Below are 20,491 nucleotides of genomic sequence, written 5' to 3' on the forward strand. Positions count from 1 at the left end.
TCAGGGGTTTCGCGGGGTTACCAGGCCGGATTCGTAGGCCAGGACCACGAGCTGGGCTCGGTCTCGGGCGTGGAGCTTGGTCATGGCCCGGTTGACGTGGGTCTTCGCGGTCATCGGGGTGATCACCATGCGTTCGGCGATCTCGTCGTTGGACAGGCCGTGCGCGACCAGTGCGACTGCCTCGCGCTCGCGGTTGGTCAGCTCCTCCAGCCCCGGGCTGGTGCCGGTTTCGAGTGGCTGGGCGACGAAGCGGTCGATCAGCTTGCGGGTGATCGACGGTGCGAGCAGGGCATCGCCGCGGGCAGCGACGCGCACGGCGTGGAGGAAGTCCTCCGGTTCGATGTCCTTGACCAGGAATCCGGCCGCGCCCGCGCGCAGGGCGTTGAAGACGTACTCGTCCAAGCCGTAGTTGGTCAGGATGACGACGTGCACCTCGGCCAGCGCCGGATCCGCAGCGATGCGGCGAGTTGCCTCGATGCCGTCGACGACCGGCATCTGGACGTCGATGAGCGCGATGTCCGGCAGGTGCTGTCTGGCCAGGGCCACGCCTTCGCTGCCGTCAGCGGCCTCGGCCACCACCTCGATGTCGTCCTCGGCGTCGAGGAGCGCGCGGAATCCTCCGCGGATGAGCGGCTGGTCGTCGACCAGCAGGACTCGGATCACGGTTTTCGCTCCACGGGGAGTTCTGCTCGGACGGTGAAGCCGCCTTCGTCGCGTGGCGCCGCGTGCAGTTTGCCGCCGAGAGCGGTGACTCGTTCCCGCATCCCGAGCAGTCCGACGCCGGGTGCTGAGGCCTTCGGAGCGGCTTCGCCATCGTCATCGACGCGGATGACCAGGGCATCGGGACGATGGTCGATCCGGATCGACGCGGTGGTGGCGGCTGCGTGCCTGGCGATGTTGGTCAGGGATTCCTGGACGATCCGGTACGCGGTCCGGTCGACCGCGGACGGCACGTCGTTGCGCTCGCCCTCGATCGTCAGCTCCGCGTCCAGGCCGGTCGTGCGGGCCTGGCGAACGAGTTCCGGCACGTGGTCGAGCCCGCGCGGCGGGTTCTTGTCGTCGTCGCGCAGCGCTTCCAGCGTCGCCCGCAGTTCTCGGGCCGCCTCGCGGCCTGCCTGCCGGATCGCCAGTAGAGCCTCCGGTGGCTGCTCGCCCCGCTTCTGGGCCAGGTGGACGGCAGCTTCGGCCTGCACCTTGATGACGGAGATCTGGTGGGTGAGCGAATCGTGCAGCTCCCGTGCGATGTGCAGCCGCTCCTCGTCCGCCCGGCGCCGCGCGGTCTCCTCGCGGGTGCGCTCGGCCTCGTCCGCCCGGCGCTCGGCTTGCCGCAGCGCCTCGCCCGCCGCCCCGGCGGCGATCAGCCAGGCGATCTGGAGGACGTCCCGGGTCCGCGCGAAAGCCTCGCCGACGGCCAAGTCGAGCGGGGACACCAGCACCGCGAACGGCAGCGCTAGCAGCATGAGCACCGAACCGACGATCGCGACGACGCGGTGTCCTGCCCGAACCGTGGCGTACACCGCGAACAGGAACGCAACAGCGGGCACGTCGAACCCGACGGCTTGGTACCCCAGCGCGGACACGCCGGTCGCGACGAGAACGGTGACCGGGAGCCAACGGCGCGCGACGAGCGCCAGCCCACCGGCGACCAACAATGCGTAGCCGAGTGGATCGAGCGTCGTTGCGGAGTGCTGCTCGGAAAGCCCGGTCACCAGCAAGGCCGCGGCCACGCCGAAGGCGATCACCCAGTCCAGGACAGTGATCCGGCCTCCGCGCATGCGTGCACCCTAGCCGGATTCCCGCGTGTGCAACGCCTCTCGGCGGATGAGCTTCCACCTACCGCAGCCGCGGTAGTCCGGCGGACTCTGCAGCATCCGTGGCAGCACGAATTGCCCGCAGCTGCACGACGACTGGAGACGGGTCTTGCGGACATGATCGAACTCCCGGAAAACCCAGCAGCCCGGTCCGTCCGGGCCGACCACACGCGGAGCACCTCATGTCACTGCGCCTGCTCGCCGACACCGCCACCCAGTTCGAAGCCCAACAAGTCAGCGCCTACACCATGGCCCCCGGGCGCCTCTGGTCCGTGATCGCCGCACTGGCAGGGCTGGGCGGCGCGGTCGTCGGCGGACTGGCACTCGTCCGCTCCACCAAACGCATCGGAGCCGGGCGGCGGGGCGCCACCGCGGCACTCGCGGCGGGGCTGTTGAGCATGGTCATCGGCGGATTCGTCGTGGCCGCCGCCGAAGGCGGCCCGGGCACCGGCTACGGCATAGTCGGCGGCTACATCGACCTGGTGGTGGGTCTGATCGCCACGGCCCTCGGCTGGCTGGCGCTGTCCCGGTCCCGCCGCACCACCTGAGCGGCAGAGCCCGCGCCTACCAGCGCGGGCTCTGCTCACCCGGGTCAGCCGGTGACGCCGGGGTGGCCGTTCTCGGCTCGGCCGGTGATGCGGCGGCAGAAGGTCTTGTCCTGGGGCGTGGTGACCTCGACGTCGTACCAGCCCTGGTCCGTCGGCCACTCCAACGGCTGAGCTCCGCCCGCCGCGACGCGGACCTGCTCCTCGTGGACGGTGTAGCCGACGGAGCGCAAGCGGAGGGTGATGTCCTGCCGCCCGCCGTTGCGCAGTTCCAGCGCCAGACCGCGGTCCGTGTGGCGGGTCTGGACGTCGACGTCGGCAGCCTTTCCGCCACGCGATCCGCTCAGCTCGAACCAGAACCGGTTCGGCCCCTGCACCGCCAGGCGGTACTCGTCGCGGACCGGCACGGTCACCACCTGCTCGCCAAGAACGTCCACATGGGATGGTTCGGGCAGCTCCCCGGCGTACGGGTAGACGGCGAAGTGCGCGGATGCGGCGCCGACGTTTCCGAGTCGCAGCGCCACGGTTTCGCCGTCCAACGCCCCCGAAACCTGCGGCTGGTAAGGCAACGTCCGGGCCGGCCGACGTCCCTGCTCCTGCACCGGAAGCGCCTGCTCCGCAGGGGGTTTCGGGTGCCAGCGCTTGATCGGCTCAGGCACCGGCCCCGGCTGGGCGGGCTTGGGCGGCTCGGCAGCGTTGTCGAAGTCGAACACCGAAATCAGGTCGCCGCACGCGGTCCGCCGCCAAGAGCTGATGTTCGGCTCCTGCACACCGGTCCAGCGTTCCAGCAGTCGCACAACCGAAGTGTGGTCGAAGACCTCGGAGTTGACGAAACCACCGATGGTCCAAGGAGAAACCACGGTCATCGGCACCCGCGGGCCGAGGCCGATCGGCTGCCCCTCGAAGTAGTCGTCGCCCTCCCCCGACTCGGGCTTCGGAGGCACCGGCGGCGACACGTGGTCGAAGAAGCCGTCGTTCTCGTCGAAGTTGAGCAGCAGCGCGGACTTCGGCCAGACCTTCGGATCCGCGATCACGTCCAAAACCTGGTAGATCAGGTTCGCGCTGCCGACCGGCGTCGAACTGCCGGGGTGCTCGGAGTCCGTCGAGGACGGCACCACCCAGACGACCTGCGGCAACCGGTCCGCCGCGATGTCGGCGCGCAACCGCTCGACCAGCGTGCCCGGCTTGCTGCGGTACATCGCGCGGTCGAACAGGCTCCGCTCGGCATCGGTCAACGCCGCGCGACCGGTTTCCAGCTGCGCGAGCAGTCGTTCCTGCTCCTCGGCGGGCTTGTCGAACAGCGCGGTGTAGAACTCCTCGGTGGTGCGGAACTTCCCGTCCACCGGGCCGAGCACCTTGTGCCCGATCTCCTTGAAGGTCTGGAAGTACTCCACCGGGTTGTCGGTGAAGTTGTCCCACTCCTGGTAGATCTGCCAGGACAGCCCGGCCTGCTCCAACCGCTCCGGGTAGGTGGTCCACTCGTAACCGGCGTGGCCGTAGTCGTAGGCGTCGTTGCCGACCGCGCGCTTGGTGGTACCCGGCTCGTAGCCGGTGGTGCCGGAGAACAGGTAGTTGCGGTTCGGGTTGGTGGAGCCGAAGACCGAGCAGTGGTAGGCGTCGCAGATGGTGAAGGTGTCCGCCAGCTCGTACTGCAGCGGAATGTCCTGCCGCTCGTAGTAGGTCATGGTCGCGGCGGATTTCGCAGCGATCCAGTCGTTGTTCCAGCCGCGAGCCCAGGCCTTGCCGCTGCCGCCCCAGCTGTGGTCCAGGGCGCCGAGGTACTGGATGTCCGAAACGGGCCGCCCCTCCCGCTCAGCCCCCTGCCGCAGCGAGAACGGCAGCACCTCGCCGCCGACGGCAGGCTGCTGGAACACCGAACGACCATCGGGCTGTTGCAGCGGATGCCGGTCCCCGAACCCGCGAACCCCCTGCAGAGTCCCGTAGTAGTGGTCGAAAGACCGGTTCTCCTGCATCAGCACGATGACGTGCTCAAGCGCGTCCAAACCACCTTCTGGCACCGGTTGGGCCATGGCCCGGTGCAGTGAAGGCGGCAGAAGCGAACCAGCAGCAGCGGCGCCAACGGCACCAACAGCCCCAACAAGCACCCGGCGTCGAGAAACCTCAGTCACAAGCAGACATCGTCACCGACGAGTGCGAAGCGCCGAAAGACCCGTCGTGACGCAACGATGAACCATTCGTGTCATCCAGTTGGCGTAACGGGAAGTGCACGCACCGTGGCTAATCCCTGCCCGGCAGGCACTCTCCACGCTCGGGCGACTGCAGCCCTCAACGCTTGCCGTACTTCGCGAAGTCGTCCAACTCGAACAGGCCGGCCGCGCGTGCAGCCGTGACATAGGTGTAGCGACGCTCTCCCACCTGGCTCGATGGCTCAGGGACCTCCCCGCCACCGGCAGCATCGACCGCAATCGGCCAGTGATACCGGTCGGCGAGAGCCTTGAGCGTCGTCACGGCCCGTGGCAGGTGCTGGACGGTGCCAACGGCGAGGACGTTGTGCAGGTCGTACTGCTGGAAGGCGGCGACCATGCCCATCGCGTTGCCAACGGTGTCGCGAGCCTTGTCGTCCGTGATGATCCGCGCAGCGTCGACGCCCTGCTGGACCAGCCAGTCGCGCATCACGTCGGCCTCGGCGTACTGGGTGCGAACCGCGGCGCCGCTGACGACGATCCACGCCTCGGGGAAGCGGTCGGCCATCTCCTTCGCCTTCGTCAGTCGCGTGAGCAGGCCCGCGGACGGTGTGCCGTCCGGGTTCGGAGACTGCCCGAACACCGCGATCACGTCGGGGTCGGCGTCCTGCCGCGGCTCGGAGCCGTACACCGCGTACTGGTCGGCGTCGGTGTTCCCGATGAAGCCCTGGAGGTCGAGAGCCGCGGCCGGAGACTGCTTCTGCAGATGGGAAAGGCGACACCGCGCGTCGTCGCTGTTGCCCATGAAGTGCTGGACCAGCGCCGTGACAGCCAGTGCCTGGATGTCGTCGGGCTTGCGACGCAGAATTTGGTCGAGCTGGGACAGGGCTTCCGGGTACGCGCTGTTGACAAGGTAGGCGTCGGCCTGCAGGCGGTACACGTCGAGGTCGTCCGGGGTTGCCTTCTGCTGGACGTCCAGTGACGTGTACATCTGGTTCCATTCCCAGCGTCGGTAGTTGACCACCTCGTCGGTCAACTGCGTGCCACGGGCGTAGGAACGCGCGTAGTCCGGCTGCATCCCGTCCATCGCTGTTCCCCTGCCGTCGGCTTTCGGCTTCGGCATCGGGAGCAGCGGGGACAATCCGATCTCGCAAGTGCTCGAGCTCGGGGGCATTGCGGTCGGTTTGGTGTTCTGCGGGGCAGCTTGGACGTTCGGCATCGCGCCAGCGATGAGTCCGGCAGCAAGGACACCAGAAGCGATAACCGTCCGAAGCCGGGCACCGAGAGAAGAGGACATGTGCATTCCGTTCTGAGGGGCAAATCCGGACGGAGGTTAGTCATCCATCCAATCCGCGTAGGGCCCTCGAACTGAACGTTGCATGATGTTCTGGTGGCGCCGCTTTGAAGAAGCCGCGCCGCGAGGCACCCTCCGTGGAGGGAACCACGCCGGTGAAGTTCCACCTTGTGGTGTGGCTGCCGTCGTTGACCAACTACCGGGACCGCTACTACGGCGGCAGCGCTGATTGTACCGGTTCGACCTGGCCCGCAACGTGATCGACGTCAGCGAACAGACGAGGAGCGGGATCAGCGGAGGCGGTTCAGGAACCCGCGCCAAGAGGCAGTACTCCGACGAAGAGATCGCCAAAGGAATTACCGAGATCCGCAGTGTCATCCCGAGGACCAGGTCAGCTTCCAGGATCGCTACGCCTTCATAGTGGCGAAGGAATCCGGCCAATCACCGGTCCGAGTAATCACAGGCCAGGCAACGGAAACCGGAGTGCGGCGCTCGGCTGCCGATCCCGTGTCGGGCGTTCGGTCAAATGTCTGCTGTGCAAAAGGGGCCGCCTCGCACGAAGCACAACGGCACCCCCTCCGGGGACCCGGCCCGGCGGACGGCTGGGGTTGGTCGGGTTGGTCTGATCGGTGTTTGGTTTCCGGAAACGCCTACGCGTGGCGATTTACGTTGGTAGCTTGCCCGCCGTGAATCGAACGCGAAGGAAACTCACGATCAGTGCGTGCGCGGTCGGGCTGACCGGAGCGCTCGCCTCGTGCGGCGGATCAGCCGTGGACCACAGCCCCACCACCGCTCCGAGCACGTCGACGCAACCGGCGAGCCCCTCCGCACCACCGCCCCCGACGATGCCCTCACTGGTGGGGACGGCCACCGCTCAAGCGCAACAGGACCTGGAGGCACTCCCCGGCGAGGTCGCCTCGGAGGTGGTCGCCGCCTACGCCGACGACGTCACCTGGATCGCCGAGACGCTGGTGTGCGGCACGAACGTCCCGGCCGGCGCGTCGATCAGCCCACCAGCGACGATCACGCTCTACGTCTCCCCGAACGCTGTGGCGTGCCCGACCGGGCTCGACTACCCCAGCCTGTCGGCGAACCTGAGCCTCCGGCCGACGCTGCCCGACCGCGACGGCGACGGCGACCCCGACCACGTCGACCCCGCGCCAGACGACCCGCAGCGCACCCGGGCCCAGCCCGACGGACCGCCGAAGCCACCGCCGCCGCCAGCGCCGACGCCGACACCGGAGGAGAAGTCCGGTGGCGGCGACAGCAGTTCGGCGTACTACCCGAACTGCACCGCAGCGAAGAAGGCCGGCGCCGCTCCCCTCTACGCCGGCGAACCGGGATACCGGAGCGGACTGGACCGGGATCACGACGGCGTCGCCTGCGAATAGCCAGAAGCGCCGTTGGCCGCCCCGGTCGGCGGCGCTTCTCGGTGATCAGGCCAGGCCGAAGCGGACGCGCTCCTGGTCCGAGAGACGCCGCACGCCGCGCTCGTCCGCTTCGCGGAGGAGTGCTTCGGTGTTGGTGTCGAATTTCCAGGTGAGCACCCTGCGGTCCCGGCCCGCGCTCATCAGCAGGCCGTCGTCCCGCCAGGCGAGCACGGTGATGTTGTCCTCGTGGGCTTGGAAGGTCGCGATGACGTGGCCCGATTCCGGATCCCACAGGCTGATCCGGCCTTCGTCGTCCGCGCTGGCCAGCCCCCGACCCGGCATCCAGGCCAAGTGGGCGACCTCCACCGCGTCCCCGATGACGAGCACTCGCTCGCGGGGCACGTCCCAGATCAGCAGACCGTCGTCGCCCGCGCTGATCAGCCGGTCCTCGTCCAGCCACACCAGGGCTCGCACCACAGCCGTGTGCCTGCGCAGTTCGCTGATCTGCCCGGTTTCCGGTTGCCAGAGGCGGACGACGAAGTCGTCACCACCCATGGCCAGCACGCCGCTCGCGTTCCAGGTCATCGTGCTGACGCGCGCGATCCGGGCCGTCAGATCGGCGAACTCACCGGTCGCCGGGTCCCACAGGGCGACGCCGCGGTCCCTGCGCGCCACTGCGAGCCGATCGCCCGAATCCCACGCCAGCGCGCTGACATCGGCTTCGTCGGCCGAGATCACTCGGCTGTCCCCCGTCCTCCCGTCCCATGTGCGGAGATCGCCGTCCACACCGAGCGACGCGACCAGACCGGTGCCGGACACCGCGACGGCATCGACCGGACCGTCGTGCTGCCGGATGACCTGACTCCGCCGAAAATCCCTGGACCACAATCGAATCCGGGCATCACCGTCCGAAGTGGTCAGCTCGCCATCTGGAGACCAGACCAGCCACGTGGTTCCGATGTCGGGTTCGGGCCGATGCGTTGCGGACGCGTCCGCATCCCAGATGAGCACCGGGTCCGCCAGAGCTCCGGAACTGCTCGCGAGCTGCCCGGCCCCGGACCAGGCGATGGATTCGACACCGTGCGGATGCTCGTGCACGAGTCGGGACTCGCCGGTGTCCGGTTCCAGGATCCGCACCGCGCCTTCGCTCCACCCGCTGGCGAGCACACCTCCGATCGACCAAGCCAGCGCTTTCAGATCATCGTCCTGCTGATCGACGATGAGGCTCCGCCCGTTCTCCGGGTCGCACAGTCGAACCGTCTGATCGCCTCCGCTGGCCAGCAGTCCGTCCGGGGACCACGCCACCACCTGCACAGTGTCGGCGTGCATGGCAAGCAAGGTCGACCAACCGGATTCGAGGTCCCACACCCGCACCGCACCGCTGTAGTCTCCGGTGGCCAGCTCTCCCTCCGCCGACCAAGCGACAGTTCCGATCTCCCTGAGCGGGTTGTCCTCCTTCTGCAGCACCCTCGCGGTCCCCGAAGTCGGGTCCCAGGTCTTCAGCCCGCCGGAACTCGTGCCGACCGCGAGCAGACCGGTGTTGGACCAGGCGAGGGCTTCCGGTCGCCCGGCGAATTCCAGCACGGTCCGGGACTCGCGCCGCTGCGCATCCCAGACGTGCACTTCGTTCTGGTCGCCCCAGGCGAGCAAGCCGTCCGGCGACCACGCGATGTCGGTGATCTCACCGCTGCCGCGCTGCACGAGCGAGGTCGCTGCCCGATGCCGATCCCACACCAGCACTTCGTTGTAGCTCTTGAAGTCCCACCTCGCGCTGGCCAGCAGGCCGTCTGCCGACCAAGCGAGCACGTCAGCGGTACCGGAATGCGAATCGCGCCCGAGCTGCTCAGAACCCTCGGAGTCGATCCGCCAGACCTTGCCGTCGGCTCCGACGGTGAGCAGGTCGGTGCCGTGCGCGGAACCACCGGCGGCTGCGACTCCTTGCCGGTGTCCCACGTGATGGCTCAGGTCGGTGCGGATGAGCTCCGCGGAACCGGACCTCATGCAGATCAGCAGGTTCTCGCCCGGGGCGGGGAAGATCTCCCACACCTTTTCCGAGCAGCGTCGAATCGTGCGCAGTGCCTTGGTCCTGCAGTTCCAGACGTCGATCCGAATACTGCCACCCGACCCCGTCCCGATGACCAGCTGCTCCCGGCTCATCCAGGTGGCACCGAGGAGGCCGTTCTCCCAGCCGCGCAGGACCTCGGTTTCACCGGTTTCGGGGTCCCACACCCGAACCACCTGGTCGTCCGCGCTGACCAGCAGACCGGTTTCCGACCACGAGAGGGAGTTCACCCCGCTGACGTGCTCATGAACGACCGTCGTCTCGCCCGTTCCGGGGTTCCAGGCGCGGACGAGGCCGTTGTTGTCGCCGAGGGCCAGCAACCCCGTCGGAGCCCACTCCGCATGCCCGACGACGTCCGAACTCCCCAGCTGAGTGGAAGGGCCGGTTTCGCCAGGCGCCCGCACGACCATCTGGCCGTCGCAGTCGTAGGCGAGCCACCCGTCCGAAGACCTGGCGAGCGGGTGCCGTACCGGGCCCCGCCGGTCCACGAACTCGACCTCGTCGGCCACCAGATCCCAGCGCTTCAAGCCCTCGGCATCACCGAAGATCAACTCGCTGCCGCTGGACCACTCGGCCACGAACCGGCGCCCCTTCCCCGGCAGGTGGCGGACCTGAACGGGTTGCTCCTGCTCGACGTCGTGGACCATCAGCACGCCGTCGTCGTCCACCGCCCACAAACGCCCGTCGTCGTCCCAGCGAGCGGCGACGATGCGGTCCGCGTGGCGGCGCATGCTCCAGACGAGGGGGTCGCGCAGCCGGGCCCAGAGCACGGCCGCGGTGACCTCTCCCGGGCTGAGCTCGGCGATCTCCCGGGCGATGGCGAGCGCCAGTTGCGGATTCGAGTTCTTCACCAGATCTGCTTGCTGGGCCGCGCTTATCGCCCGGTTCCTCCTGGCCTTCCGCCGTGATTCCACCGATGCTTCGCAGAACTCGTCGAGCAACGCGCTGCACTCGACCGCCGTCGTGACCTCCACGGCCTCGTCGACCTGGCTCTCCGGGAGCAGCAGGTCCCCGCGGCGGCCGGACTGGTCCCACTCCTGGGCTCGTTGCTGGAAGGTGGTGCGCTTGCGGAGCAGCGGGCGCTGCTGGTCCAGGCAGTTGCGCAGGGGTTCCCACTGGCGCAGCAGCGCCTCGTGCGCCAGGTCTCGATGACCATCGCTGTCGTCGACCAGCAGTCGTGCTTGCAAGAACTCCTCGACGACGTGCTTCTCCTCCTCGTCCAGATCGTCGAGCCGGACCCGGTTGCGCGTCGGTTCGTCGGCGTGCGAGGCGAAGGAGACGAACCTCAGCAGCGTTCGCATCACCTGTGCTTCGTCGTACTGGCGGGAGAGCCGAGCGAGGACCTTGCCCGCGGTGGACGAGATCGCCTCGGCGACGCGACCCGATTCCACGTACTCCTGCAACGTGATCCGGCCGTCGCCGCCATAGTCCTCGTAGAGGTTGTGCAGGAGGTAGGCCAGCAGCGGCAGGACGTCCGCACCGGCTTCGGTCGCGTCGTCGATCATGGCCGCCACCGCTTCGGGTTCGATCTCCACTCCGGCCTTGCGGGCCGGGCCGGTGATGATCTGCCGGAGTTCCGCGCGGTTGAGTCGGGTCACGACGTAGGGGTTGCGCAACAGCTCACCGCTGGGCTCCGGCAGGAAGACACCGATGAACTCCGCGCGCATCGTCGCCACCACGTGCAGGCGCCGGTGGTCGGCCAGCGCGGCGTGCAGCAGGGCCATGAACTCCTGGCGGGTCCGGGCATCGACCTGCGTCACGAGTTCTTCGAACTGGTCGAGCAGCAGCACGGCCGGGCGGTTCAGTCGGACCGCCTCTCCGAGCAACGCGTTCAGCACCTCGGGATGCGTCGATCGCGGTTCGTCGGTGCGTCTCAAGCGCTCCAGCGCGCGTTGCGCTTCCATCCGCAGATCCCGGACGAGCGCGTCGCCCTCGGCCTTCGGGAGTTCGCCCTGGAATGCGTGCACCAGCGCGCCGAACGGGTCGCGCCCCGGCGCGACCGGCTCGCTCAGCCACCAGTTCCGCCGCCGCAACAACCCCGCCAAACCGGCGTTGACCAGCGACGACTTCCCCGAACCCGATGGTCCCGCCACCAGCAGGAACCGGTCCTCCGGCTCGCCGCCGGGCACTTCCAACCGCTCGTGCAGCTCGCGGACCGCGCGATCGCGGCCGAAGAAGACCTTCTCGTGCTCCGGCCCGAAGGACTGCAACCCCGGGTACGGGTTGCCCTGCTTCGCCACGTCCCAGTCGTGCTCGGTGCGCAGCTTCCGCTGTCGCCACGCGTAGTACGCGGCGGGCACCAGCACACCCGCGCCGAGCAGGTACTCCGAATGGTCCCGGACCAGCGTGAACGGCGGTTCCCAGCCGTCCGTGCTGTTGGTCGCCAGGTTCGTCAGGAACCCGAGGCCCGCCCCGTAGAGCAACACCGCGAAATCGCGCAGCGGACGTTCCTGACGCGCCACCGGAATCCCCCTCTGACGACAGTGCGGAAAGTGCCGATCAACGCACTCTCCGCACTGTCATACCAAAGGGGGAAGGGCGAAGGGAGAAATCGCTGAGCACCGGCCGAACGGAATGTACGCGAAGCCCGCGCCGGAAAGCGGCGAAAAGGTGCCTTCAGCTCGAAAAGTTCGGCCTGCGCGGGAAGTCAGACCCCGGTGGCGCCGTCGATCCGTTCGCGGATCAGGTCTGCGTGGCCGCAGTGTCGGGCGTATTCGGCGATCATGTGGGTGTAGATCCAGCGCAGGGTCACCTGGGCTCCCATGAAGGGGCTCTTGTCGTCCAGGGCGCGGGTTGCGCAGTTCTCGCGGGCACGCGCCACCTCGGTCCGCCAAACGGACAGGGCTTGGTCGAGCGTTGCGTCCTCGGCGAGGTCGAAGCCACCGTCGATGCCGTCGGGGTCCGCGTTCGGGTCGAAGATCGGCGGGGCGTCCTCCTGCACCAGCACCCGGCGGAACCAGTTCCGCTCGACCTCCGCCATGTGCTGGACGAGGCCGACCAGCGTGATCGGCGAGGGCTCCGCGGAGGCCCGGCGGAGCTGGTCGTCGGCCAAACCGCCGCACTTCTGCACGAGCGTGGTGCGGTAGAAATCGAGCCAGCTCTCCAACGTGGTCCGCTCGTCGGCGTCCAACGGGGGCATGGTTCGGTCAGCAACGTTCATGGGCGCATCGTGACATGCTGGTCGGACAGCACCCGCCGCCGCGACAGGGGGCTCGCTCCGCCAGGCGATGGATCCCGCCGCTGCAGCGGATCGCCGCAGCGGCGGGGATGGGCATCGCCTTACAGGGCGCCCTTGGTGGAGGGGATCACTCCGGCGAAGCGGGGGTCTGGTTCGACCGCTGCTCGGAGGGCTCGGGCGATCGCCTTGTACTGGGCTTCCGCGATGTGGTGGGGGTCGCGGCCGTGGACCACGCGGACGTGGAGGTTGATCTGGGCGTGGAAGGCCAGGGACTCGAACACGTGGCGGTTGAGGACGAACGGGTAGTTGCCGCCGATCGTGAAGCTGTTGTACTGCTCCGGTTCTCCGGTGAGCACGCAGTACGAGCGGCCCGAGACGTCCACCGCCGCGTGCGCGAGGGTTTCGTCCATCGGGATCCAGGCGTCGCCGAAGCGGCGGATGCCCTTCTTGTCGCCCAGCGCCTGGCGCAGGGCCTGGCCGAGGACGATCGCGGTGTCCTCCACCGTGTGGTGGGCGTCGATGTGGACGTCACCGGTCGACTTCACCTTCAGGTCGAAGGCGCCGTGCGTGCCCAGGGCCGTGAGCATGTGGTCGTAGAACGGGACCGTGGTGTCGATGTCGACCTTCCCGGTGCCGTCGAGGTCCAGCTCGACCAGCACTGAGGACTCGCTGGTGGTGCGTTCGACCCGGCCGATGCGGGTTCCCGGCTGGAATGTCACTGCTCGATCTCCTCGCTCACTGCCTTGCCGGCCGCCAGGAAGGCGTCGTTCTCCTCCGGCGTACCGATGGTGACCCGCAGGTGGCCGGGGATGCCGACGTCGCGGATCAGCACGTCTGCGTCCAAGTAGCGCTGCCACGCGCGGTGGGCGTCCCCGAACCGTCCGAAGAGGACGAAGTTGGCGTCGCTGGGCACCGGTGAGAAGCCCATCGCGGCCAGCTCGCGCACCACCCGCTCCCGCTCGTCGATGAGCGCCCGCACCGAACCGAGCGTCGCGTCGGCGTGGCGCAGCGCGGCGCGCGCGGCGGCCTGCGTGACCACCGAGAGGTGGTACGGCAGCCGAACCAGCAGCAGCGCGTCGATCATCGCCGGTGCGGCGGCCAGGTAGCCGAGCCGTCCGCCGGCGAACGCGAACGCCTTGCTCATCGTGCGGCTGACGATGACCTTCGTCGGGTACTGCTCGATCAGCTCGACCGCGCTGGGGCGGGCGGAAAACTCGGCGTAAGCCTCGTCCACCACCACCACGCCCGGTGCGGCGTCGAGGATCGCACGCAGGTCTTCCTGCGAAATCGACTGCCCGGTGGGGTTGTTCGGACTGGTCACGAAGACCACGCTGGGCTGCTTCTCGGCAACGATCCGGGCGGCCTGGGCACCGTCCAGGCTGAAGTCCGCGCGGCGCGGCGCCGGGACCCAGTCGGTGCGAGTGCCGGCGGACAGGATCGGGTGCATCGAGTACGACGGTTCAAAGCCGAGCGCGGTGCGCCCGGGACCGCCGAAGGCCTGCAGGATCTGCTGCAGAACCTCGTTGGAACCGTTGGCGGCCCACAGGTTTTCCGCCACCAGCGGCACCCCCGTCGCCCCGGACAGGTAGGCGGCCAGGTCGGCGCGCAGCGCCTTGGCGTCGCGGTCGGGGTAGCGGTGCAGCTCGGTGGCGGCTTCGCGCACCGCCGCGGTCACGTCGTCGACGAGTTCCGGCGGCGGCGGGTAGGGGTTCTCGTTGGTGTTGAGCCGGACCGAGACGTCCAGCTGCGGTGCGCCGTAGGGGCTCCGACCACGCAGGTCCTCCCGCAACGGCAGGTCGGCCAACGTCGTTTCGGCGCCGAGCACGTCACTCATGTGTTCAACCTTCGGGTCAGCGGGGAAAACGGGCGGTGATCGCCTGGCCGTGGGCGGGCAGGTCTTCCGCGTCAGCGAGCGCCACGACCTTGTCGGCGACGTCGCGCAGCGCCTGCTCGCTGTAGGAGATCACGTGGATGCCGCGCAGGAAGCTCTGCACGCTCAGCCCGGACGAGTGCCGCGCGCACCCGCCGGTGGGCAGCACGTGGTTGGAACCGGCGCAGTAGTCGCCCAGCGACACCGGCGCGTACGGGCCGACGAAGATCGCGCCCGCGTTGCGCACCTGCGCGGCAACGGATTCCGCGTCCGCGGTCTGGATTTCCAGGTGCTCGGCGGCGTAAGCGTCCACCACCCGGATGCCGTCCTCCACAGTGGACACCAGGATGCAGCCGGACTGCTCACCGGTCAGCGAGGTGCGGATCCGCTCGACGTGCTTGGTCTGCGCCACCTGGCGCTCCAGCTCGGCGTCGACCGCGTCGGCCAGCTCCGGCGACGAAGTCACCAGCACGCTGGCCGCCAGCGGGTCGTGCTCGGCCTGGCTGATCAGGTCCGCGGCCACGTGCACCGGGTCAGCGGTGCCGTCGGCCAGCACCGCGATCTCGGTCGGCCCGGCCTCGGAGTCGATGCCGATCAGGCTGCGCAGGTGCCGCTTCGCAGCGGTCACGTAGACGTTGCCCGGCCCGGTCACCATGTCCACCGGCGTCAGCTCCGAGCCGTCGGTGTCCTCGCCGCCGTAGGCGAGCAGCGCCACCGCCTGCGCACCGCCGACCGCCCAGACCTCCTCGACGCCGAGCAGCTGCGCGGCGGCCAGGATCGTCGGGTGCGGCAGGCCGCCGAACTCCGCCTGCGGCGGGCTGCACACCACCAGCGACTCGACCCCGGCGGTCTGAGCCGGAACCACGTTCATGACCACGCTGGACGGGTACACCGCCAGACCGCCCGGCGCGTACAGGCCGACGCGGGCGACCGGCACCCAGCGCTCGGTCACGGTGCCACCGGGCACGACCTGCGTGGTGGTGTCGGTGCGGCGCTGATCGGCGTGCACCTTGCGGGCGCGGGAGATCGACTCCTCCAGCGCGGCGCGCACCGCCGGGTCCAGCTCGTCGAGCGCGCGGCGCAACTCGGCCGCCTCGACCCTCACCCGTTCCGGTCGAACTCCGTCGAACTTCTCGGTGAATTCCTGAACCGCGGGAACACCCCGGTCGCGAATCGCCTCGATTACCGGCCGAACCCGATGCAGCACGTGCTCCACGTCCATCTCGGCGCGCGGCAGCGTGGCGCGCAGCTCGACGGTGGACGGAACGCGACCGCGCAGGTCGGTACGGGTGAGCATGAGCGTCCTTCCAAAGGCCTCGAGGTTGCACCAACCAGGGTAATCGCCGCCACCGAGAGCTGTCCCCGAACCCGGTCGGCGGTCACACCCCGCGTCCGCCATCGAGCCCTTTTCAGCCTGGTCGGCGCCCGCAGCCGCATCGCCCGATCAGACCGGCACGTCACGGTGCCGCCAGCCGACAGGCGCTTTCGGACCCACCCTCGCAGCTTGCACCGCCGCGGGTTCCCGCAGTCCAGGCGGCGTCTGAGGTTCCGCCTCCCGCACCGCCACGCAGGGTGAGCCGGAAAAGACCCCATTCGGGAAAACGTCAACGGGCGACCATTGTTCGCCAGTGGCTTGCCAACATCGATGCCCTCCTACAACCTCTCCACATCACCACCAGTGATCGATCGGAGACCCGATGTTCAGCTCACGGCGCAAGGCAGCGGCCGTGGCGGCCGCCGCGAGTCTGGTCCTGCTGGCCCCGATCCAGGCCAGCGTGTCCGCGGAGCCGACGGCCGCCGCGCAGGGCCCAGCGGTCTACACGGTTCCGAACACCGACAGCACCAGCCGCACCGAGATCAACCGGACCGGCGCGCAGGTCATTGGAGTCCGCGACGGCGTGGCCACCGTGGAAGCCACCCCCGACCAGGCCGCGCAGCTGCGGGCCTCCGGGTTCTCGCTCGACGGCGGAACCGGGATCGGCGAGGCGCTGCAGCGGATCAACCGCGGCAAGGCGGCCCCCGGCGAGTTCCCGCCCGGCTATGAGGGCTACCACACCTACGACGAGACGAACGCCGCGCTCGACAAGATCGTCGCCGACCACCCGGACATTGCGGCGAAGTCCAGCATCGGCAAGTCCTTCGAGGGCCGCGACATCCCGATGCTGAAGATCAGCGACAACGTCGGGCAGGACGAGGACGAGCCCGAGGTGCTGTTCGACTGCAACCAGCACGCCCGGGAACACCTGACCACCGAGATGTGCCTGCGCATCGCCACCCGGTTCACCGACGGCTACGCCTCCGACCCGGCGATCAAAGACGTGGTCGACAACCGGGAGATCTGGGTGATCCCGATCGTCAACCCGGACGGCTCGTCTCACGACATCGAGTCCGGTGACTTCGCGGGCTGGCGGAAGAACCGGCAGGACAGCGGCACCGACCTCAACCGCAACTGGGGTTACAAGTGGGGCTGCTGCGGCGGTTCCAGCGAGGACCCGAACGCCGAGGACTACCGGGGCACCGCCGCGTGGTCGGCGCCGGAAACCACGGCGCTGCGCGACTTCATCGACTCCCGCGTGGTCGGCGGCAAGCAGCAGATCAAGGCCTCGATCGACTTCCACACCTACTCCGAGCTGGTGCTGTGGCCGTTCGGGCACACCCAGGAGCAGGTCACCGAGGGCATGACCCAGGAGGAGTACGACCGGTTCGCCAAGGTCGGCGGTGAGATGGCCCAGACCAACGGCTACACCGCGGAGCAGTCCAGCGCGCTCTACATCACCGACGGCGACATCCTCGACTGGATGTGGGCCCAGCACAAGATCCTGGCCTACACCTTCGAGATGTACCCGTCCGACAGCGGCGGCATCGACGGCTTCTACCCGCCCGACGACGTGATCGAGAAGGAAACCGCCCGCAACGACGCGGCAGTCGACTGCCTACTCAAGGAAGCAGGAGCCTGACCACACCGGAGAGGGGATCAAAGGCCCGGGGTGCTGTGGCGGCACCCCGGGCCTTCCTTTGTCCGGTTCCGGCGATAATGGTCGTATGGCTGCCGAATCCGGACCGACCACTGTGGCCCAGCACGCTTTTCTCCGCCGGGGTACGTGGATCATCTGCCCGTTGGTGGGGGCGCTGCTGGTGCTCCTGCTGCGGTTGATGTCGGAGCGGATCGCCGGGTTGTCGTGGGCTCCGTTCCGCGGCGTGTTCGAGCTGGCCGCCGCCGTGCCGGATCCGTGGGGCACGGTCGGTGCGATCGCGGTCGGCGCGATCATCGGGTTCGGGTTCGCAGGGCTGTTCGCGCAGGAACGGCTCTCGGTGACCGTTGCGCCGGAGCGGATCACGATGGCAGTCGGGACCGCCGAGCGGCACCTCGAGCGCGGCGACGTCGACGCCGTCTTCATCGAGGGCAAGGACTTCGTGGTGCTGGACGGCGCCGGCGCCGAGCTCGCCCGCCGGAAGTCCGATTTGGACCGCAAGGAACTGCGGCTGGCCTTCACCAAGCACGGTTACCCGTGGCGCGACAAGGATCCGCACCCGTACCAGCTGTGGGACGAGGACAGCTCCGAGCTGCCGCTGCGGATCAACGCGCTGCTGACCGAACGCGCACGCGCGCTGCGCAAACGCGACCACAAGGAAGCCGCCCTGCTGCGCGCCGAACTGGCCGAGCGCGGCTACGTGGTGCGCGACGCGAAGCGCCGTCAGTACTGGCGCTCGGTCGGCTGACCACCTGGCTTTGATGCTCCGTCAGGCACATAGCCCACCCTCGCAACTCGCACCGCCGCGGGTTCTCAGACGTCGCCTGGCGAGGACGGCCCCACTGCCGTGTATTTGGCATACATCAAGTGGGGCACCCGCAGACCAGACGGCGTCTGAGGTTCCGCTACCCGCACCGCCACGCAAAGCGTGTCTGGAAACAGGCCTTCAACCCTGCTGGAGGGTGAAGCGGTTTCCCTCGCTGTCCAGGAACACGGACCACCAGCCCCACGGCTGCTGCACCGGCGGCTCGGGGAACTCCACGCCCTTCGCCGACAGTTCTCGGTAGGTCTGCTCGACGTCGTCGGCGTAGAGGAAGAACGTGGCGGTCGGAACTCCGCCGTGCGCCGGGAAGATCGCCTGGTCGGAGTCGCTCGCGCTCAGGATCAGCACGGAGCTGCCATTCGGCGCGGTCACCTCCACCCAGCGGTTGCCCTGGTCGTCGTAGGGCGCGTCGGTGGTGACCGCGAAGCCCACGGTCTCGCTCCAGAACCGCTTCGCGCGCTCCTGGTCGCTCACTGGGACGACGGCCTTGCTGATGCCGCGGATGGCCATGGCACGTGCTCCTCTCCGTCCGGTTCGGGCACATCATCCACGACCTCAGCGCCGAGCACAGCGCTTTCCGGCAGCTTTCCTCCTGGCGGTGCGGATGCGTCGCCGGTGTGAGAATCGGGGCGTGGACGGCGTCGTCTGGAACATCGTGCTGGTGCTGGTGTTCGTGCTGGTCGGCGGGTACTTCGCGGCGGCGGAGATCGCCCTGGTCTCGCTGCGCGAAAGCCAGGTGCGCAGGCTCGCCGAGCACGACCGGCGCGGTGCTCGAGTCGCGAAGCTGCGGGGCGACTCCACCCGGTTCCTCTCCTCGGTCCAGATCGGCGTCACCTTCGCCGGGTTCTTCGCCTCCAGCTACGGCGGCGCGACCATCGCGGTGCGCCTGGAACCAGTGCTGGCCGGGTGGGGGCTGCCGATCGGACTGGCCGCTTCGCTGGCGCTGATCGTGGTGACCCTGTTCGTGTCCTACCTGTCGCTGGTGCTCGGCGAGCTGGTGCCCAAGCGCCTCGCGCTGCAGAAGTCAGAGGCGGTCTCGCTGGCCACCGCCAGCGTCTTGGACCGGCTCGCGAGCCTGTCGCGACCGGTGATCTGGCTGCTGTCGAAGTCGACCAACGCCGTGGTGCGACTGCTGGGCATCGACCCGCGCGCGTCCGAGCAGCAGGTCAGCGAGGAGGAGCTGCGCGACATGGTGCGCACCAACGAGCAGCTGACAGTGGAGGAGCGCCGCCTGCTCAGCGACGCGTTCCGGGCCACCGACCGGGTGCTCGGCGAGGTGATGGTGCCGCGCACCGACGTGGACTTCCTGGACGTGACCACGCCGGTGGCCGAGGCGATCGAGGAGATCGCGGGCAAACCGCACTCCCGCTACCCCGTCATCCGCGACACCGCCGACGACGTCGTGGGCTTCATCCACGTCCGCGACCTGCTGACCACGGCGCACGGCCGCACGGTCGGCGACCTGACCCGGCCGGTGACGGCGCTGCCCGCGAGCAAACCGGTGCTGGCCGCGCTCTCGCAGATGCGGCGCCGCGGCGGGCACCTGGCGGTGGTGGTCGACGAGTACGGCGGGACTGCGGGCATCGTGACCGTCGAGGACCTGGTGGAGGAGGTCGTCGGCGAGATCTGGGACGAGTACGACGCGAGCGCGGTGCCCGTGCGCGCGAAGGGAGACGGCAGCGTCGAGGTCGACGGCATGCTGCACCGCAGCGATTTCGAGCAGCAGACCGGCATCGATCTGCCGGAGGGACCGTTCGACACGGTGGCGGGTTTCGTGGTCAGCTGCCTCGGCCGGGTTCCGGCGGAAGGCGATTCCCTGACCGCGCTCGGCCACCGCTTCACGGTCCGCGCCATGGACGGCCACCGCGTGTCCCGGCTACTGATCACCAGGCTCGACGATTGACCGCGTGCTACCGCGGGTCGTGAGCGCGAAAGCCGATCTCAGCCGGATTCCGCACGCACGCCCCGGTAGGCAGAAGTGCCTGTTTTTGATCCTCTGCCTTTGATGCGCCGAAGGCGCATAGCCCACCCTCGGCACTCGCACCGCCGCGGGTTCTCAGCGTTCGCCTGGCGAGGACGGCCCATCCGCCGTGTATTGGCCATACATGAGGGTGGGCACCCGCAGTCCAGGCGGGCGCTGAGGTTGCGCTACCCGCACCGCCACGCAAAACGAGTTCAAGCAGGTTCTAAGACCTCGTGGTCAGGCCAGCAGCAGGAACAGAGTTCCGACCACGATGCCGATGACCACCACGATCGCGGCGGTCACCATGACCGCGCGCATCTTCGGCCGGTCCTCGCGCACCTCGGTCTGGGCCCGCTCGCGCCACTGCATGAAGGTGGTGCCTTCGCCCTCGCTCACCGTCGACTCCTAGGGTCCGTCGTCACTTGCCGAGCGGTCCCCCGCAACCGCGCACTGCTCCAC

At 68.8% G+C, this 20,491-nt stretch carries 16 protein-coding genes; 5 read left to right on the forward strand and 11 right to left on the reverse strand.

Going from position 1 to position 20,491, the window contains the following annotated elements; genetic code table 11:
- A complete protein-coding gene (locus ACWCO2_RS08670; protein ID WP_450127097.1) occupies positions 1-663 on the reverse strand; it encodes a response regulator in 663 nt (220 codons plus the stop codon).
- On the reverse strand, positions 660-1,775 hold the full coding sequence (locus tag ACWCO2_RS08675; protein WP_450127098.1) for a sensor histidine kinase: 1,116 nt from the start codon (positions 1,773-1,775) through the stop codon (positions 660-662). Before ACWCO2_RS08675 ends, ACWCO2_RS08670 begins: the two co-directional genes overlap by 4 nt.
- A gap of 218 nt (positions 1,776-1,993) precedes the next feature.
- Between ACWCO2_RS08675 and ACWCO2_RS08680 the strand changes: the two genes are divergently transcribed.
- On the forward strand, positions 1,994-2,359 hold the full coding sequence (locus tag ACWCO2_RS08680) for a DUF6223 family protein (RefSeq protein ID WP_450127099.1): 366 nt from the start codon (positions 1,994-1,996) through the stop codon (positions 2,357-2,359).
- A gap of 44 nt (positions 2,360-2,403) precedes the next feature.
- Here ACWCO2_RS08680 and ACWCO2_RS08685 read toward each other — a convergent pair whose 3' ends face one another.
- A complete protein-coding gene (locus ACWCO2_RS08685) occupies positions 2,404-4,485 on the reverse strand; it encodes a phosphocholine-specific phospholipase C (protein ID WP_450127100.1) in 2,082 nt (693 codons plus the stop codon).
- 157 nt (positions 4,486-4,642) lie between these two features.
- Positions 4,643-5,623 carry an ElyC/SanA/YdcF family protein gene (locus ACWCO2_RS08690; protein ID WP_450127101.1) on the reverse strand — a complete coding sequence of 327 codons (981 nt, stop codon included), beginning with the start codon at positions 5,621-5,623 and terminating at the stop codon, positions 4,643-4,645.
- A 1,016-nt stretch (positions 5,624-6,639) separates the two neighbouring features.
- Between ACWCO2_RS08690 and ACWCO2_RS08695 the strand changes: the two genes are divergently transcribed.
- Positions 6,640-7,185, forward strand: a complete 546-nt coding sequence (locus ACWCO2_RS08695; protein ID WP_450127102.1) for an excalibur calcium-binding domain-containing protein — start codon at positions 6,640-6,642, stop codon at positions 7,183-7,185.
- A gap of 45 nt (positions 7,186-7,230) precedes the next feature.
- Here ACWCO2_RS08695 and ACWCO2_RS08700 read toward each other — a convergent pair whose 3' ends face one another.
- From ACWCO2_RS08700 to hisD, 5 genes are all read right to left on the reverse strand, one after another.
- On the reverse strand, positions 7,231-11,688 hold the full coding sequence (locus tag ACWCO2_RS08700) for an NACHT and WD repeat domain-containing protein (protein WP_450127103.1): 4,458 nt from the start codon (positions 11,686-11,688) through the stop codon (positions 7,231-7,233).
- Positions 11,689-11,873: 185 nt separating this feature from the next.
- The gene (locus ACWCO2_RS08705; RefSeq protein ID WP_450127104.1) at positions 11,874-12,386 is read right to left on the reverse strand and encodes a DinB family protein; all 513 of its coding nucleotides are present in this window, start codon (positions 12,384-12,386) and stop codon (positions 11,874-11,876) included.
- Between the two features lie 119 nt (positions 12,387-12,505).
- Entirely contained in the window at positions 12,506-13,123 is a 618-nt protein-coding gene (hisB, locus tag ACWCO2_RS08710; RefSeq protein ID WP_450127105.1) for an imidazoleglycerol-phosphate dehydratase HisB, read from the reverse strand.
- Positions 13,120-14,238, reverse strand: a complete 1,119-nt coding sequence (locus tag ACWCO2_RS08715; RefSeq protein ID WP_450127106.1) for a histidinol-phosphate transaminase — start codon at positions 14,236-14,238, stop codon at positions 13,120-13,122. Before ACWCO2_RS08715 ends, hisB begins: the two co-directional genes overlap by 4 nt.
- A gap of 16 nt (positions 14,239-14,254) precedes the next feature.
- The gene (gene hisD, locus ACWCO2_RS08720; RefSeq protein WP_450127107.1) at positions 14,255-15,571 is read right to left on the reverse strand and encodes a histidinol dehydrogenase; all 1,317 of its coding nucleotides are present in this window, start codon (positions 15,569-15,571) and stop codon (positions 14,255-14,257) included.
- A 400-nt stretch (positions 15,572-15,971) separates the two neighbouring features.
- On the opposite strand from hisD, the gene ACWCO2_RS08725 reads away from it, so the two are divergent.
- Positions 15,972-17,231: a M14 family metallopeptidase gene (locus ACWCO2_RS08725; RefSeq protein ID WP_450127108.1), complete on the forward strand. Its 1,260-nt coding sequence runs from the start codon at positions 15,972-15,974 to the stop codon at positions 17,229-17,231.
- An 85-nt stretch (positions 17,232-17,316) separates the two neighbouring features.
- Complete coding sequence (locus ACWCO2_RS08730; RefSeq protein ID WP_450127109.1) at positions 17,317-17,994, forward strand: YqeB family protein; 678 nt, start codon at positions 17,317-17,319, stop codon at positions 17,992-17,994.
- A gap of 198 nt (positions 17,995-18,192) precedes the next feature.
- On the opposite strand, the gene ACWCO2_RS08735 is transcribed toward ACWCO2_RS08730, so the two are convergent.
- Entirely contained in the window at positions 18,193-18,579 is a 387-nt protein-coding gene (locus tag ACWCO2_RS08735; RefSeq protein WP_450127110.1) for a VOC family protein, read from the reverse strand.
- 121 nt (positions 18,580-18,700) lie between these two features.
- Between ACWCO2_RS08735 and ACWCO2_RS08740 the strand changes: the two genes are divergently transcribed.
- Positions 18,701-19,972 (forward strand): hemolysin family protein, encoded by a 1,272-nt coding sequence (locus ACWCO2_RS08740; protein ID WP_450127111.1) that lies wholly within the window; start codon positions 18,701-18,703, stop codon positions 19,970-19,972.
- A gap of 297 nt (positions 19,973-20,269) precedes the next feature.
- Here the strand turns inward: ACWCO2_RS08740 and ACWCO2_RS08745 are convergent, their stop codons facing one another.
- On the reverse strand, positions 20,270-20,428 hold the full coding sequence (locus tag ACWCO2_RS08745) for a hypothetical protein (protein ID WP_450127112.1): 159 nt from the start codon (positions 20,426-20,428) through the stop codon (positions 20,270-20,272).
- Between the last annotated feature and the right edge of the window lie 63 nt (positions 20,429-20,491).

The sequence above is a fragment of the Saccharopolyspora sp. NPDC002376 genome, from assembly GCF_053593195.1.